Annotated in this window: 13 protein-coding genes and 1 pseudogene; 1 reads left to right on the top strand and 13 read right to left on the bottom strand. The window is 40.8% G+C overall.

Going from position 1 to position 16933, the window contains the following annotated elements:
* Positions 1 to 45 precede the first annotated feature (45 nt).
* The 9 genes and pseudogenes from HMPREF9007_RS13795 to HMPREF9007_RS13835 all read right to left on the bottom strand — a co-directional run bounded on the left by HMPREF9007_RS13795 (position 46) and on the right by HMPREF9007_RS13835 (position 10665).
* Complete coding sequence (locus HMPREF9007_RS13795; RefSeq protein ID WP_008761441.1) at positions 46 to 1242, bottom strand: glycosyltransferase family 4 protein; 1197 nt, start codon at positions 1240 to 1242, stop codon at positions 46 to 48.
* Complete coding sequence (gene wzx / locus HMPREF9007_RS13800) at positions 1239 to 2657, bottom strand: O-unit flippase-like protein (RefSeq protein ID WP_008761440.1); 1419 nt, start codon at positions 2655 to 2657, stop codon at positions 1239 to 1241. Before wzx ends, HMPREF9007_RS13795 begins: the two co-directional genes overlap by 4 nt.
* 6 nt (positions 2658 to 2663) lie before the next feature.
* Positions 2664 to 3677: an acyltransferase gene (locus tag HMPREF9007_RS13805; RefSeq protein WP_008761439.1), complete on the bottom strand. Its 1014-nt coding sequence runs from the start codon at positions 3675 to 3677 to the stop codon at positions 2664 to 2666.
* 111 nt (positions 3678 to 3788) lie between these two features.
* A complete protein-coding gene (locus tag HMPREF9007_RS13810; RefSeq protein ID WP_008761438.1) occupies positions 3789 to 5012 on the bottom strand; it encodes a nucleotide sugar dehydrogenase in 1224 nt (407 codons plus the stop codon).
* Between the two features lie 32 nt (positions 5013 to 5044).
* On the bottom strand, positions 5045 to 6223 hold the full coding sequence (gene wecB, locus HMPREF9007_RS13815; protein ID WP_008761437.1) for a UDP-N-acetylglucosamine 2-epimerase (non-hydrolyzing): 1179 nt from the start codon (positions 6221 to 6223) through the stop codon (positions 5045 to 5047).
* A gap of 230 nt (positions 6224 to 6453) precedes the next feature.
* Positions 6454 to 8381: pseudogene (locus HMPREF9007_RS13820) on the bottom strand (nucleoside-diphosphate sugar epimerase/dehydratase).
* 33 nt (positions 8382 to 8414) lie between these two features.
* Positions 8415 to 8744, bottom strand: coding sequence for a UpxZ family transcription anti-terminator antagonist (locus HMPREF9007_RS13825; protein ID WP_032850362.1), 330 nt, complete (start codon positions 8742 to 8744; stop codon positions 8415 to 8417).
* A 40-nt stretch (positions 8745 to 8784) separates the two neighbouring features.
* Complete coding sequence (locus tag HMPREF9007_RS13830; RefSeq protein ID WP_008761435.1) at positions 8785 to 9363, bottom strand: UpxY family transcription antiterminator; 579 nt, start codon at positions 9361 to 9363, stop codon at positions 8785 to 8787.
* Positions 9364 to 9714: 351 nt separating this feature from the next.
* Complete coding sequence (locus HMPREF9007_RS13835) at positions 9715 to 10665, bottom strand: tyrosine-type DNA invertase cluster 3b (RefSeq protein WP_008761434.1); 951 nt, start codon at positions 10663 to 10665, stop codon at positions 9715 to 9717.
* A gap of 614 nt (positions 10666 to 11279) precedes the next feature.
* Here HMPREF9007_RS13835 and HMPREF9007_RS27135 point away from each other — a divergent pair.
* The gene (locus HMPREF9007_RS27135; RefSeq protein ID WP_008761433.1) at positions 11280 to 11792 is read left to right on the top strand and encodes a hypothetical protein; all 513 of its coding nucleotides are present in this window, start codon (positions 11280 to 11282) and stop codon (positions 11790 to 11792) included.
* Positions 11793 to 11923: 131 nt separating this feature from the next.
* Here the strand turns inward: HMPREF9007_RS27135 and HMPREF9007_RS13845 are convergent, their stop codons facing one another.
* The 4 genes from HMPREF9007_RS13845 to HMPREF9007_RS13860 all read right to left on the bottom strand — a co-directional run.
* On the bottom strand, positions 11924 to 12496 hold the full coding sequence (locus HMPREF9007_RS13845; RefSeq protein ID WP_008761432.1) for an N-acetyltransferase: 573 nt from the start codon (positions 12494 to 12496) through the stop codon (positions 11924 to 11926).
* Positions 12497 to 12719: 223 nt separating this feature from the next.
* Entirely contained in the window at positions 12720 to 14768 is a 2049-nt protein-coding gene (locus HMPREF9007_RS13850; RefSeq protein WP_008761431.1) for a glycoside hydrolase family 2 TIM barrel-domain containing protein, read from the bottom strand.
* 1 nt (position 14769) lies between these two features.
* Entirely contained in the window at positions 14770 to 16218 is a 1449-nt protein-coding gene (locus HMPREF9007_RS13855; protein WP_008761430.1) for a sulfatase, read from the bottom strand.
* A gap of 73 nt (positions 16219 to 16291) precedes the next feature.
* A partial coding sequence (locus HMPREF9007_RS13860) for a RagB/SusD family nutrient uptake outer membrane protein (protein WP_032850361.1) occupies positions 16292 to 16933 on the bottom strand: 642 nt, incomplete at its 5' end.

Below are 16933 nucleotides of genomic sequence, written 5' to 3'. Positions count from 1 at the left end.
CCCCATGCGTAGGATTGATATTTGAACTGTAAATATAAAGTAGGTTCATTTCAATAAATCCACAAATCTATTATACATAGTCTTGTCGGAGAAGACTTTTGATCTTCGCTTTGCAGCAACAGACATTTTGTGGAGTTTTTCGTCATCAAAGCACAGGTCTTCAATAGCCGTTGATAGACCATCAATTAAACCTTCTCCACGATTCACAACTATCCCTGATCTTTCGTCAATCACCTCAAGCGTTCCACCAGCATCGGACACGACAACTGGGATTCCAGCAGCCATTGCTTCGAGTATAGAAAGGGGGAAAGCCTCAAAACTTGTAGATGGTACGACAACAATGGTAGAGAGTTGTAGGTAAGAAGTAATCTCTGAGTAATCTACATATCCAGTAAAAATGACACCATTTCCTATTCTAGAAGCTATAAATTCAAGGTCAATGACGTAATCATCCTTAACATTATTAGAGAATGACTGCCCCCCAACGATTAGTAATTTCGCATCATTATGTTTTGCTGAAACCTTCTCAAAAGCAAGCATAAGCTCTTTAACACCCTTGTTATTTACTAATCGCCCAGTGAATGTTATTACTCTATCAGTAGAACTGATACCATACCTTTTCTGTAGTTCTTGCTTCTTCTGTGTTTCTATAGGCAACTCAAACCGTTGCAAGTCTATACCATTGTGACAAACATCCACTGGAATAGAAGAAGGCACAATAGGTTGCAAGCGAGACTTAATAAAGTTACTCACAGTAAATATCCTTTGGGTATGTTGGAATATTAGATCGTTTATTTTGCTTGATGCATTGAGATAATCGTTATGCAAATGCTGAATAAGTTCAAACTCAGACTTGCGATTTTGATATAGAGCGTATGCAGGACAGTTTTCAAGAATCAATGTCTTGATACCCTGCTGCTTGAAATAGCGATATGCCTTTATCTCATAAAGTGAAGGGGTATTTATATGCAAATAATTCCTACAGATACGTCTGACAACTTTGAGTAAAATATCTATCAGAACGTAGATTCCTGACGGATTGCAATATTTATATTGAGTATTATGATATTGCTTTGCCTCAGCTGCCGCAGCACCATCATATTTTGAAAACACATAGATATCCAAATCATGCCTATCCTCATTATTATCAATAATGAGTTGCGTCAAGTTCTCAACAGCCCCCCCCTTGACAGGAGGAAGAGGAAGAGATTCGACGAGTAATATTCCAAGTTTTTTACTCATTTCGTTCTTTTTATTAATGTATTGCATTTGATTATTCCAAGTTTAACAAATTGCAAAAGACTCACATTAAGCTCTTCAAACACCTGTTTTGGCCATTTCCAATCATTGTATGATAACTGAACAACAGCCTGAACAAGCACAACACCGAGTATACCCCACGTTGTCAATTTGAGTACAACAAAAGTGCCAACCAAAATTACTGCACCAGAAATCAATGTAGGCTTAACAAAAGGAACTCGATTGGAAGTAACTATAATTGTTGCAAAATTAGACTGATTCAATTCAAGGGTTGAGAATAGAAAATATAGTAGGCAAATCCATCTTGATGGTAGAGTCGTTTGAGAACCTATTAAATCAAGCAACCAGTTTCCGAAAAAGAACATTCCTATACAACCACAAATCATTAACGCCCAAAATATGATCATAGTGAATGAGAGAAGTTCAGTCAACTTCTGATATTCTCGGGTCACTTGGTAGTTTGAGAACACTGGAAGATACGAAACAAAGAAAACAGACGCCATTGTTACCATTGTGGTGCCAAGCTGAACCATCAATCCATACGACGCAGTTACTTCCAAGGATAGATAGATGCCAACAATAAACATATTCATTTTATTGACAACGTATGCACCAACAAACGTAAGACCAAGTTTCTTTGCGCTATACCCAATAGTAGAGAATGTTTTCTGTATTTCATCCTTTTTAATATCAACAGGTAGTAACTTTTTTAATCCTCTGCCATAAAACATCTTGTATGCATAGAATCTTTGAATGAACGGAGAAATAAAGTTAGCAACAACAATGGAAAGAAGACCACAATTCATAAATATCATACCAAGCGTAATCATAATATATGATAACTTTGATAGGATTATTGAAATGGAATTCTCCTTAATTAACCCTCGACCTGTGAGCAGACTGCTATAGTAATTGAAATATATATTGAAATATACAGATAAGGAATAGATAATCCATATCAAGAGAGTGTTAGGCACTTGACTAAACCCATCGGTAACATAATGGATATACCATGTACCAGCAGTTAACATGATTAGGAGTACCAATAATGATAGCCGCTTGTATACCATCTTTGCCGTGATTATAACAGTAGCAACCAGCCTGTAACTAGGTTTGCTATCAACTTCCTTCTTTGAAAATCCCTCCTTTGCAAGCTCCTTAGCCCCACTAAATACATATGTAATGTTTCGTCCGAATTGAGGTGAAAAGCCAAAGTCCAACAATGACACCATGGATCCTATAGTAAGCATCAAATAATTAAGCCCCATTTCCTCTGCCGTCAATCGATTCAAAATAAAAGGCAGGACTAATAAACCAGATGCTATTCCTAAAAATTTGGCAATATAGCTCCAAATAATGTCAGATTTTCCTACTGAAATAGATTCTTTATTAGGCACAAATTATTATCTAAAAAAGATGAAGGACTCAATTCTTTTATTAGCTCTGATTACCCTGCCAATATATACCGATATGACGGCGATGAGAATAGAAATAGGACTAATAATTAACAATTCTAAGATCAGATAATTATAATTATCGAAATAAGAACACAAAAATGCCATGCTTATACTCCTTACAATAAAGAAATGAAGTACGTATACATCAAGTGTATGTGCACCAATAAACGACAGCAGTTGTGTCATCTTATTATCTAAAACTTCAAGTTTCATAATAATAGATATACTGAGAACTATATAAATCCATGGTAACCAATAACCAATTGCATGTATGTTAAAATTAAAACATTTCAAGAGCTCCGTTATGACAGCAATTAGAAGGGATGCTAACATAATATATTTATTATTGAAAAGCGTATTAACCGCATCGTATTTTCTTAAAAATATTGCTACAAAAAAGAATGGTGCATATCTTTTTACTTGGATTAAACTTAGATAGTTCTGCCAACATGAACTATTTAAATCAACTCCTTTGTTTAACAATTGGAGCATGGAGTATAGAAGAACAATGAATATCAAATCCACAACAAATGAAAACATTTTGCTTTTACACAATAAACTTATGGGATTAAAAAAATAATAAATAAGATAGAGCTCAAATAATACCAGAAGATACCAATAGCCTTGTTTCATAACTGGAGTAATGAATTCACAAAAACCTTGATGAATAAATAACGTAAAAATTGTACCGAACAAGAAAAATGGAACTAAAAGTTGTCTTGTCTTTTTATATAGATGTTTAATTGTTTCTTTTATTGAGTAGTCTTTATGTTTGATAACAATTCCACTTAAAAAGAAGAACAATGGCATTTGGAAAACTGTAAGCCAACTATATATTCTCATGTTGTCAGCATTATTCACATTACCTCTATTTATACAAAATAAACAGATGTGACCTGTAATCACGAGTAAAATTGCAAAGGCTTTAGAGTAATCTATGTAATTATATCTTTCTTTCATTGATAGTTCACTGATAGTTTTTTGAACTCTTAAGTAAAGAAAATCAGACTGGCAAGAAGTATCGAACTTCGAACATTGGTTCCACCTGCGTTGCCAGTTATCCTTATAATATTAAATATGATAAACGCCTTCAAGAGGACAGATATTGAAGCAGTCAAGAATAACCTTGCCCTTCAGCTTATTCCAATTTCCCTTAATGTGATCATGCTTAACCATAATAACAACCATATCTATATCAACAAGAAACTCATCGAAGTCATCGTACTGATTTTCTGCAATCTTGTTTCCTACGAGGAATGGGTCATAACACTTAAGTGGACGTGCAAGATGACGCTCTTGTAATTCAAGCATTTGGAGAGTTGGTGACTCTCGATAGTCATCGACATTCTCCTTGTAAGTGAGGCCGTAAAGACCTACCTTACGGTTATTCTCGATGTTGTTCTCCTTCATAATTTCATGGATACGGTTAAGGATAAACTCAGGCTGTGAGTCGTTTGTCTTCATTGACTCATCTATAACCTTAGCAAGACGTGGGTAATCACCTACAAGGAACCATGGGTCAACAGAAATACAGTGACCACCTACACCTGGGCCTGGCTGAAGGATATTAACACGTGGGTGCATATTACAAATCTTAATAATCTCGTAAATGTCCATATTATCATGACGACAGATGCGTGCAAGCTCGTTAGCAAAGGCAATGTTGACTGCACGGAAGGTATTCTCAACAACCTTGGTCATCTCTGCAGAGCGGATGTCAGTAACAACGATTTCCCCCTGACAGAACGATACATAGTACTGCTTTACCTTCTCGCCAATTTCCTTGGAATCAGCACCAATAGTACGATTATTGTGGAGAAGCTCATAAACCATATTACCTGGAATAATGCGCTCAGGTGCGTGAACAAGGTGGAGGTCTTCACCAATCTTAAAGCCATTCTCCTCGACTACTGGACGTACGAAATTGTCCATAGTACCAGGGCTAACTGTTGACTCAACAACAACGGTTGCTCCCTTAGGACATATCTTCATCACTTCCTTGATAGCTGCTACAACATAGCATGCGTCAACCTTCTTTGAGAACTTGTCATAAGGGGTAGGTACACTGACGATGTACATGTCAGTCTTCTGATATTCAGTGGTAAACTTAATGCCAGCTTTTACTGCATCATTGAAAAGTTCATCAAGACCATCCTCCTTAAAGGTCGTCTTACCTGCATTAAGAGTTGCAACGAGTTCTTTGTTATAATCAGTGCCGACAACTTCAACACCATGCGAGGCCATCATCAGAGCTGTAGGAAGTCCAATGTAGCCGAGGCCAATTACGTTAACCATGACTTATTTTGACATTTTACTTATTATTCTTTTTACTTTCCATAAGGAGTAGGATTCTCACCATTGAGAGCAGCAATAATGCGTTTACAAGCCTTACCATCACCATAAGGGTTAACTGCATGACTCATCTTCTCATAAGTAGCTTCATCATCAAGAAGCGCACTTACTTCATTCACAATCTTTTTATAATCAGTACCTACCAAATGGACGGTTCCAGAGCCGAGCGCTTCTGGACGCTCTGTAGTGTTACGCATTACAAGTACCGGTTTGCCAAGTCCTGGAGCCTCTTCCTGAATTCCGCCTGAATCAGTAAGAACAATAGTTGACTTTTCCATGAGGTAAACGAACTCCAAATACTGAAGTGGCTCAATGAAGAACAAATTTTCAAAGTTATCCAAATTCTCGCCAAAGACTTCATGGATTGGCTTACGCACGTTAGGATTGAGGTGCATTGGGTAAACGAAATCTACATCAGGATACTTCTGAGTAAGGTCTTTTATAGCTGTACACATATGGATGAAACCATCACCAAAGTTCTCACGACGATGACCGGTAATAAGGACGAGCTTCTTACCATCTGAGAGACGACTTACATCATAACCTGCTACTGCAAGTACATTGTCCTGTTCCTTTGCAAGTACTTTGTCGTTCTTCAGTTTGCTAACCACCATGTGGAGGGCATCAATAACAGTATTACCAGTTACGAAGATTTGACCAAGGACTTTCTCTGCAAGAAGGTTTATCTCTGAAACTGAGGTTGGTGAGAAGTTATAGGTAGCAATACGACCGGTGATCTGGCGATTCATTTCCTCTGGCCAAGGACTATAGATGTTGTGGGTACGAAGGCCAGCCTCTACGTGCCCAACAGGAATCTGTGCATAGAATGCTGCAAGGGCAGCTGCTGTAGAAGTGGTAGTATCACCATGGACAAGCACTACATCAGGACGACACTCCTTGAACACGTCACGCATACCAGTAAGGACGCGAGCGGTCACATCAGTTAAATCCTGACCTTGCTTCATGATGTTCAGGTCGTAATCAGGAGTAACTTCAAATAGCTTGAGCACCTGATCAAGCATTTCTCTATGCTGACCTGTAACACAAACGATAGTTTCGAACTCCTTCATATGCTTTTGGAGCTCATTAACGAGTGGGCACATCTTAATAGCCTCTGGACGAGTGCCAAAAACGAGCATTACTTTTTTTGCCATAAATGTGACTATATACGATTATATTAATCTTTATGAAACAACTATCTTAAATGACTTTGAATTCCTTATTTTCTTTGCACTTTGTTAGTACTCAATTGCTTTTCCATTATTATAAATATCAGTGACCAAACATTACTTATATTTTACAAATTAACATTTCAGATTCTTTTTATGCGGGAATAGATTGTTCCTCACGCTCGAAAACTTATTCTTCCCTTTTAGACAATCTTTCAGTTATTATCCAATACCTCAAACTTCGGTGAGTTCTTGGATTTAAACTCAGGTACCACTTTCTTCATTAGCTTCACTGTATCCATGATCTTTACCGTACGGGATAAATTCTCGAACTCTCCATAAGTATCAAGGATATCAGTATATTCATAATGACGTACCTTCGCTATCATTATCTTCTTATTTTCTGTAGGGATTGTATTCTCCTTATCACTCAATACTTCTTCATAAAGCTTCTCACCCGGACGCAATCCCGTAAACTCAATCTCAATATCTTCACCAGGACGATAACCGGCAAGTTCGATCATACGGGTAGCCAGGTCAACAATCTTCACAGCCGTCCCCATCTCAAAAACAAAAATCTCATTACCTTCACTCATCGTAGCAGCTTCCATTACCAGACGACAAGCTTCGGGAATAGTCATAAAGAAACGAATGATATCAGGGTGAGTCACTGTGACAGGACCACCATTCTCAATCTGTTCTTTAAAACGGGGAATTACAGAACCGTTACTACCCAAAACGTTACCAAAGCGGGTAGTGATAAATTTGGTACGACCTTTTACTTTTCCCTCACGGATGGCACAGCCCAGACTTTGTACATAGATTTCTGCCAGACGTTTCGAGCATCCCATTACATTAGTAGGATTTACAGCCTTATCGGTAGAGACCATGATCATCTTTTCTGCTCCGTATTCCACTGCCATATCAGCAACCTGGCGAGAGCCGACAACATTGACCAGTACAGCTTCACAAGGGTTTTCCTCCATTAATGGAACATGCTTATAGGCAGCGGCATGAAAGATTATCTGAGGCTGATAAGTTTCGAACACCATACGGAGACGTTCTTTCACACGGACATCTCCAATGATGGGAACAAAGTCTAGATTTGAATATTTCTTTTCAAATTCAAGACGTACATTATGCAAAGGAGTTTCGGCTGAATCGAACATTATTAATTTGCGAATGCCCATTTGCGCCAACTGACGGCACAGCTCACTACCAATACTCCCGGCAGCCCCCGTTACCATAATTATTTTATCCCGAAATTCTGCTGCAACTTCCTGTATATTGATACTGATTTCCGGACGCCCCAGCAAATCTTCTATCTTAATAGGACGTACCCATTGATGAAAGTTTCCATGTTCATCAGCCTCACTAATAGAAGGGGCTATCAGTGTTCTGATTTTATTTTTTTGCAAAATTGAAGTAAACGGTCTTCCTCTTCTCGGGTATCTTCATAACGTGCAAATAAAATACTTTGGATGCAATGCTTGTGCATCTGTCTTTTGAAATCTCCTTCATTCTTAAAAGAATAAACCGGAAAGCCTGCTACACGAAGGATCGAAGCACTTGTATCATAAACATAAAAACCAACAACTTTGAAATGTCTGCTATTCATCAGACGTACCTGCAATGCCACACTTTTATCATCTTTACCATATATCAGAATACGCTCGTTTTTCTTATTCATCTGATTAAGAAGAAACTCGTAGATCAGTATCAGCTGAATACGAAATCCAGCCATTGCAATAAAGGTCAGCATACCATCGAATAATACAAAGATCATTCTCTGACTGTTGGACAAGCCCATTTGAGGTATGAAAATCCAAATAGCAATAACCATACAAATGGCTTTTAAACATGCACTTCCCATCAGACGCCACAATTCCTTTAATTGTGAAAAACGTATGGTATTGCGATAAGTACGAAATATGTATGAACCGAGTATACTGGAAATAAAAGAAATTCCTATAATTTTCGCAAAAACATCTGTTCGTACAGAAATTCCCGTCATACTGTAGATACCGATGTAGGCTATCCATGTACAAAGAACAGCTATAGCTGTATCAATTCCCAATATAATCCAATAACTACAATAATTCTTCCGGAGGTATTTTAAAACACCTTCTAATGTCTGTTTCATAAATATTATTCCCCAATATCTTAATTTTAAACTTTATACACTCATATACTCTTTGCAAACAGTATATAAATCATCTTTCAAAGGTGAGGGAGGAAGAGTTTCAAGAAGTTCCAGAGAACGGGAAAGAATATGTTCCCTTTTCAAGTCATCCTCCAGACTGGCATACAGACTCACACTATAGCCCAACAGAAGAGCAAGACACAAGGAAGCGTCCTGTTCCGGAGTACTGCCATGCAGAGGATATAACTCATTCATTTCATTATGAATATCCTTATTCAGCTGAGCCAGGTCGTCAGCATACAAATAACTGCCGGAGCATTCGATATGAAGAAGGCGATGGGCCTGATTATGAAGATGAAAGATTTTTATCCTGTAACTCCATTATACAGATCTAATTATCTTGTCAAACTACGGCTTTTATTGATTCCACATACCCGGCAGGCATATCCACACAGGCGCATCCCAGCATATTCAGACGGACAGCAATCTTACTCTTACCGTCAACACTGACGAGTTCGCCGACAAGCCCCGACAAAGGTCCCTTTATCACACGGACCTGCTCGCCACGGGCTAAAGGAGAACTGCTCATGCATACGGCTTCCTTGGAATAGTCGAGCATGAAACGGAAACGGGCCATCTGCTCATCAGGAATAACGGCAGGATTGCTTTCACCACGCATCACCATATAACGGCTCACTGTAGAAAGGCTCAGAACTTCCACCCGTTCTTTCGGGTCGGCATGTACAAAGACCATCATTGGAAGAAGGACGGATTCGATCAGTTTACGACGGTCACTCCATTGATGCATCTCCTGTTGAAGAGGGATGAAATTTTCAATGCCCATCTTGTCTAAATACTCCGATACTTTCTTCTCGTGATGCATACGAACCAAGGCGACATACCAGCGTTTTGAGTGTGCTACGCCTTCCCCTGTCCCATAGCTAGGCCCAGCATTAATAGATTTCTTGTTTGTTAGAATCATCTTTTTTTACCCCATTTTTGTCCGTTACTTCTTAGGTAACGGAAACCTATACATTCAAAGACAAACAGAATGGGAACAGTGAAAAACATCGACAAATACGTGATAGAAGGAGTTTGCAGCCTGCGAGAAGGGGTATATTCCTGTGGAAATATGGTATAACGGCAGTGGGACATGAAGATAATGTTTTTTCATGTTCAAAGACTTTTTTGCCTTATTTGCGGATAAAACGAAAAAAAATGGAATTTTATTTGTTTCCTATTTGTGTTTTTGTCTATCTTTGCGTCATATTTAAATCCGTTACCTAAGAAGTAATGCACATAGTTTAATACTGACTATTAATATTTTATATATTTACAACGCCTCCATTGAGTAGTTCTTCACGTAAGATAAATTCATCTTATTTACTTCCGTACGTTCCTTCAGTCCGAATCCCTTCAAATAGATCTGGGTTGTCTTGATGGACTTATGTCCCAGCGACTCGCTGATCATTTCAATAGGGACGCCACGATATTTGGCGGTAGTCGCCCATGAATGGCGGAGCGTATAGGAAGTCACCGGAGAAGTCAGACGCAAAGCTTTTGCCAATCCCTTCAAATGGTTATTGAACCGGCGAAGGGCGGACTGGTATTCACGGTAAGCACGTTCATCCTTACGCTTCTTGTCACCCGAAAGGATATCGAACAGATAGTCGGGACAATCCGGACGTGAAGGCTGATGATTCAGGAGCTGGCTGATCATCTCCTGCGCCGTATCAAGGATTTCCACACTCATCGGAGTCTTCGTCTTGATACGGCTGTAACGGAGAATATTCTGATCCAGGGCAGACTTCTCAAGATGTGCCAGATCGGCAAAGGACATCCCGCAGAACTGGAACATCAATCCGGCAATGGCCTGTGTACGTCGCAAACGGTCCGTCTTGGGATCCTCATACAGAAGCTTATGCAATTCCGGAACCGGCAACGCGCGTTTCTGCCGAATGTCCACTCCGGTATATACATCATGAAACAGTCGGGGGACATACGGAGCTCTCCCCGACTCCACTCCACGATTATAAACACTACGCAACATACGCATATAGGTAGAAACCGTATTCGGTTTCAAACCACAATCACTCAGATGCTGACCGTAACGGCGCAGACACTCACGGGTAACCTGACGGAACGACACGTTCTGCGTACCACAAAAGTTACTGAAAGAAAAAAGGGCATTCTTATAGACATGCGCTGTAGAAAAGCGCCCCTCTCTTTGTAAACGACCGATGTATAGTTCCCCACACCGGCTAAATCCATTCTTACTTTTCATCTTATATCACTAGTTATTTTATATACAAGTATAGGGCGAAAATATGAAAATTCCATCTTCGTCCGGCAGAGATTCTTAATTTTATTTAATTCAGGAAGAGTGGTAACGGCCGGACAGATGTTCCGGAGAGCAAGGGAGGCACGTAAAAAAAGAGAGGCAAAGGAAAAACGCCCGTTTGTAATAAACTTTGTTAAACGCTCAACCGCAAAAACCGTACTATTTATCAACATCAATCCCCGCGTATATACGCGCAATTTTAATTGGTAGCGGATAATTCTCATATCATTACACAGTAATATCAACCGGCATTTTCCTTATTTTGAAAAATACGAATATTCGTCCTAGCTTTGCACTTCGGTTTTAACCAATACCTCCGTTTCTCACCGAGAAACACCCTCTTGGTTTTAAAGAAACGGGACGTTGGTTTTAAAGGAACGGCCCGTTGGTTTTAAACCAAAAAGAGGCATTTGTAACTACTTGATTTTCAATTTCTTATAAAAGCAGAATTCCGTCCCCGTAACCTATGTGATTTTTCTCAACAAACAAAACGGAATTCATGGCCCGAAGCGGTCTGATGCATATAATATTTATTTACAATTAAGAATTAAAATCCCATGGTTACAGTTACGATTACCATCAAGCCGTATCTGGCAAGGTATATGTACGTACGTTACGCACAAAGTTTAGAACCCGAATCCGAAAGTCGCCCCTCACCTTCTTCGTCAGCCTCTCTCCGAAAACCGATTCCTATCCATCTCTCTCACATCACTCCCATCTATCATTTTCTCTATCAGTTATCCGTCCCGCATCCATCCAAAGTATCCTGGAAAGAAACAGGAAATATCACGTTTGTTCTGCCTAATCCAGCCTACGGAAAGAATCCGGAAGTATATAATTATATCGGGCAGGAAAGCGCATTAACCATAGAAAAGGAAATCGAAGTGGAAATGAGGGCGGAACTCTATGAATTTCTGCTGGAGAATAAATTCAAAAACGGAATCATGTTCAAACGCTCGATGGAGCTTTTTGTGGAACATTATAATATGGAAGGTACAGTGGAGGAAGATAGCCTGATGAGGGCTTTTAAGAGGTGGAGGAAGGCGATGAAAGATAATAGAAAATACTAATACATCTAAAAAAGGGGCTGTCCGATTTTGGACAGCCCCACACAAAAATAAGTCTTATATTTAGGCTGCACTAATAAAGCTACCTAAATCTTTATATATTTCCTCTATTTTAACAAACTACTATCAGGGAACTATCTGTCCGATTCATCATCTCTCCAATGTTCAGGTTTGTTCAACTCATCCGAACACCTGATCTTTCCTTTATCCACATCAAATCCCTTCGGACTGATTGCCTGAACCATCCAATAATCCGAGAACTGTTCCAGTATCGGGTAAGGAGCAGGATAACCCAGCCTGGCTGCATCCGGTATAAAACCATATTTTGGATAATATTCTTTATGCCCCAATACAAACACAAGGCACGAACCTTTTTCCTGCAACCTCTCTATACCTGCCCGTATCAGCATTCCGCCTATACCCTGCCGTTGATATTCCGGCTTGACAGCTAAAGGTGCAAGAATGTGCATCATCTGTTGTGCTCCCTGACCATCAAAATAGGCTCTGGTGAAGAGAATGTGTCCGACAGCCTCACCTTTGTAGAAAGCGAGCAACGAAACCATTGGTTTTGCAGTTTTGTCAGCCAGCAGATCGGCTACCAACTGTGCTTCTTTGTCATAGCCAAACGCTTGTTTTTCAACAGTCATTATGCTGTCGAAATCATCTGTATTGGTCTCTCTGATTTGTATATTAATTGAATTTATCATTTCATTGTTTTTTTGAGCATGTATATCTTGCAGATAGTTATTATCCGCTTTATAGACATGCGATTATACTTATTATATAGAATATGAAAATAACTCTGGCAAGAATATGCCAGAGTATGAATTAAGGGATAACCTTGACAGACTGCCAAAGGTTATTTACTTCACGGACTCCTTCTTAGCTTTACACATAGACCGCAAAGGTAATGCTTTCTATTGCATTATGCTATAGTTTGCAGCGAAAACTATCCATCAATTTTACTTTTTTATTGCTAGAAACTACTTTTATTTCATTCTCTCCCGGCTGCAACTCCACATTTTTCCATTCTAAAATAGCATACTGATCCGGCATTGCCTTACCATAGCTTTTTCCATTGACAAACAGTTCCGCCCCGGGCTGATTAGTGAATGCAGTAATCGTTTGCAGACGTCGGGAACGTACGGTGTTACGTTTTCCGGCCAGATAAAGGACAGGTTCTTCCTTGTTCCAGTTAGCCTTATAAAAGTAGAACGCGTCTTTACGTACTTTCCGGTCAAAGGTAACCAGCCCCTTATCATTAATTCCCGGACGATCACCTTCCGTACGGTGAGCCGCACCGAAATCAAACATATTCCATACAAAGCTACCCCATATATAAGGACGGGAAGAAATCGCTTTCCAGTTCTCGATATGATAATAGGTCTGCCAATTCTCCGGATGCCACCAACTGTTTGGCACGGATTTTACCAACGAATCCTGCTGATGATAAATGCTGGCACCGGCACCATACTCACTGATGGCAATACGGATTTCCGGATGATCTCTATGCATACCGTCCAGCCAGCGTCCTAAATCGGCCGGGGTGCCTCCATACCATCCGTCGTACCGATTCCATGCGATGGCATCCGTTATGAAATTCAAGTCACCCATTTGATTACTTGCCGAAGTGGTAGGACGCGTAGTATCTTCCTGATGCGCCAGCTCATTTAATTCCTTGATATATTCCACCGGATTATCACCGGATTCAAGCAGTTCATTGAACAGCCCCCATACACAGATGGAAGGATGATTAAAATGTTGGCGGATCAGCTCCTTCAGCTGTTCTTTCCCATTGGCACGGAAAGAAGGCAGATTAACAAATCCTTTATCATCATATCCTCCGGGACCGATAAAAGGTATTTCTGCCCAGACAATAATCCCATTCTTATCCATCAGATCATAGAAATAGGTAGCTTGCGGATAATGTGCCAGCCGAACCGCATTCACTCCCATTTCCAGCATCAGGGCTGCATCTTCTTCATGATGCTGAGGACGTAAAGCATTACCCACCTCACTCCTGTCCTGATGCCGGCAAACACCGTGAAGAGGCAGATGCTTACCATTCAAAAAGAATCCCTTATCCGGATCAATCCGATAATAACGAAGTCCTAAAGGCTGCGTCACACAATCTACCAGTTGCCCTCCTCTTGACAGAGAAATCTCCGCCTGATAAAGAAACGGGTCCTGACGGCCATTCCACAGATGAGGATTATTTATCTCAAATGTAAGTTCCTGCTGCAAAGCTGCATTCCCAGCAAGAGTAAGTGTCTGTTTCTGTTGCGCCACCACTTTCTGACCATCCAGCAAACGGATACCCAGTTCTACTTCCTGACCGGCATTATTGCCATTTGCCAAATCAACGACCGCCCTTATTTTCGCATATTGATGACTGACACTATCCTGTATCAGACGAACTCCCGGAGAAGCATAATTCAAAGGAGAAATACATGCCTCATCAGTGATCAGCAGATGCACATCCCTGTAAATACCGCCATAAAAATTAAAGTCACCCACCAAAGGCATCACGTCCAGTTGTTCTCCATTATTCACCCGCACTAATATAGAGTTCTCTTTTCCATAATTCACCTCTCCGGTTATTTCAAAGACAAAAGCTCCGTATCCTCCACGATGTTCACCGATATGACGGCGATTGATAAATACATCTGCTATACTGTTCGCCCCTTCGAAACGAAGGAAAAGACGCTTGCCTTGCCATTCGGGACGAATGAACAGTTTCTTTTCATAATTACCGATTCCCCGTTTATAGTCGATCTTTCCGGACAAAGCATCCTGTGTATTCCAGGTATGGGGCAGATCTACTCTTATTTCCGACCCTTTCTGCACCTGATGCGAGAATCGGAACTTCCAGTTGTCGTTTAATAAAATATCCTGCCGCTGAGCAAATAGCGGCATACTGCAAAACAGAAATAAAGCAACTGCCATCAAACGGCAGCATGACATAATTGGTGTTCTCATATTATTTTTTTAATGATGATTTCTTCACTTTGATAAAAGAAGAGAGTGATTCAACTTTACTCTTATATTTTTTCTCATTGACTCTATTTTTGTTTTCTTCTTTATCTATCCGATGATCGAACAGCATACTTGCTTTCTTCACGTCACCTTTCATCCATTCGGCATAACTAAAACGTTGATCAACCGCATTGTCTCCCCCTTCCCACTGAATATAGACTTCATCCTTCGTCTTAGCCTTCAGATTGCTGAAAACTTTTGCAAAACTCTGTCCATCCAACTGTTCTGCTGGTTGTGGTATCTGACATAACTCGCACAAAGTAGGATACAAATCTACAAACTCAACCATCGACCAGGTCTTTCCTTTTTTCATTCCGGGCACACGGATAATCAACGGCACATGAGTAGAACGGTCCATCAGATTATGTTTACCCACAAAATCATGTTCGCCCAGATTCCAGCCATGATCTCCCAACAGTACCACAATCGTATTCTCCGCCAGGCCTAACTCATCCAGAGCATCCAGCACTTTTCCGATTTGTGCATCCACGTAGCTCAGGCAAGCATAATATCCATGCTTCACTTCCCGCTGAAAATCGGCATCCCCCGTATCAGTCACCCGTGCATAAGCATATATCTCACTCGAATTACGGACTTGTTCCGGCAAGCCTTCCGGTCTGAAACGGTTGGAAGCCAAAGGTATCTCTTCCCGCTTATACAAATCCCAATATTTCTTCGGGGCATTAAACGGCAAATGAGGTTTCCAAAATCCGCAAGCCAGGAAAAACGGCTTGTTCATTTCTTTCATACGCCGCAGGTCACGAATGGCACGTTCCGCCAATTTTCCGTCATCGTATGCCGTATCCGGAACATCTGCTGACTCGCAAAACGGTCCGCGCATAGTCTTGGGATTGATCGTCTTGCCCGATTCTGAGTTCATCCAAAGTTCCCATTTATTATATTCCGCCCAATAGACATCGTATCCATCCGGATGATTCCGGTAGGGAGGTTCGCTCCACGATGCGGCATGATCGCTCATGTGGTGAAAAACTTTGCCATCCGAAACTGTATGATAACCATTCTTTGTGAACCATCCGGAAAGAGGTATAGCCTCCGGACAATCCTTGCTGGCATAAGCCGAGAAATTCACAAAACGATCGGGATAGTGAGGATATACGCCTGTCAGAAGGCTGGCACGGGAAGCGCCACTCACCGGAACATTGCAATAAGCGTTCTGAAACAAGACTCCGCTCGATGCCAGACGATCCATATTCGGAGTCTTGACCGCCTCCACTCCGTAACAACCCAGTTCGGGACGCATATCGTCAGCCATCAGAAAAAGAACATTCATTCTGGAAACATCGGAGACATTGTGCTGCGCCTGCACAGCAGAGACCATACAGCAAGCTGTCCCGCAAAGAAGGGTATATTTTACCGAAATAGCGTTCTTCATTTTATAGTTTAAATTTTCAAGACCTGCAATATACAAAATATTACAGGTCTTGCCTCTGTTTTTACTCAAAAAATTATTTAGTCCATACCGGATTCTGTTCCAGATTCGTATTCAGTGCCAGTTGCTTCAGAGGCAGCGGATACAGGTAATAATGTTCCTGCCATCCGAGCGGAGCGTCAAAGAAGTAAACATACCCTTCGTCATTACTCGGTCCGCCGGTCACTTTCAGATTTTTAGCCGAAGCTCCCGTCACATATACTCCCAACGGGCGTTTATTGACATAGTCTCCTTTTTTCCATCTGCGAAGGTCATCCAGACGGAATCCTTCCCCCATCAGTTCCACACGTCTCTCCCTGCGTACCTCCCACAGAAGAGCAGGAACGGAAGGATCACGGGCCGTATCAAAATCATCTGTAATGTCTTCGACCGTCATTTTCGCTACATGTCCGCGTGCACGAAGTTTATTAATGGATTTATCGGCAGCCGTCTGATCAAACTTACCTAATTCGCACATGGCTTCGGCATAATTCACCATTACCTCTCCTACACGGAACAAAGGCGCATCTGTCGTATTCACTCCATTGGCATTGGTAGCTACGGTATGCGTATTATAGTACTTCCATACCCAGAATCCCATTTGAGAAGCATTCCAGCCCTGTCCCCAATTCTGATTCTTGAAGTGCGGCTGCCCCTGCACCGTGAATCCTTTGAAGTT

Source organism: Bacteroides sp. 1_1_14 (genome assembly GCF_000162515.1).
In the GTDB taxonomy this organism is placed as follows: Bacteria; Bacteroidota; Bacteroidia; order Bacteroidales; family Bacteroidaceae; genus Bacteroides; species Bacteroides thetaiotaomicron.
This window is presented reverse-complemented; position numbering and strand designations above follow the sequence as displayed.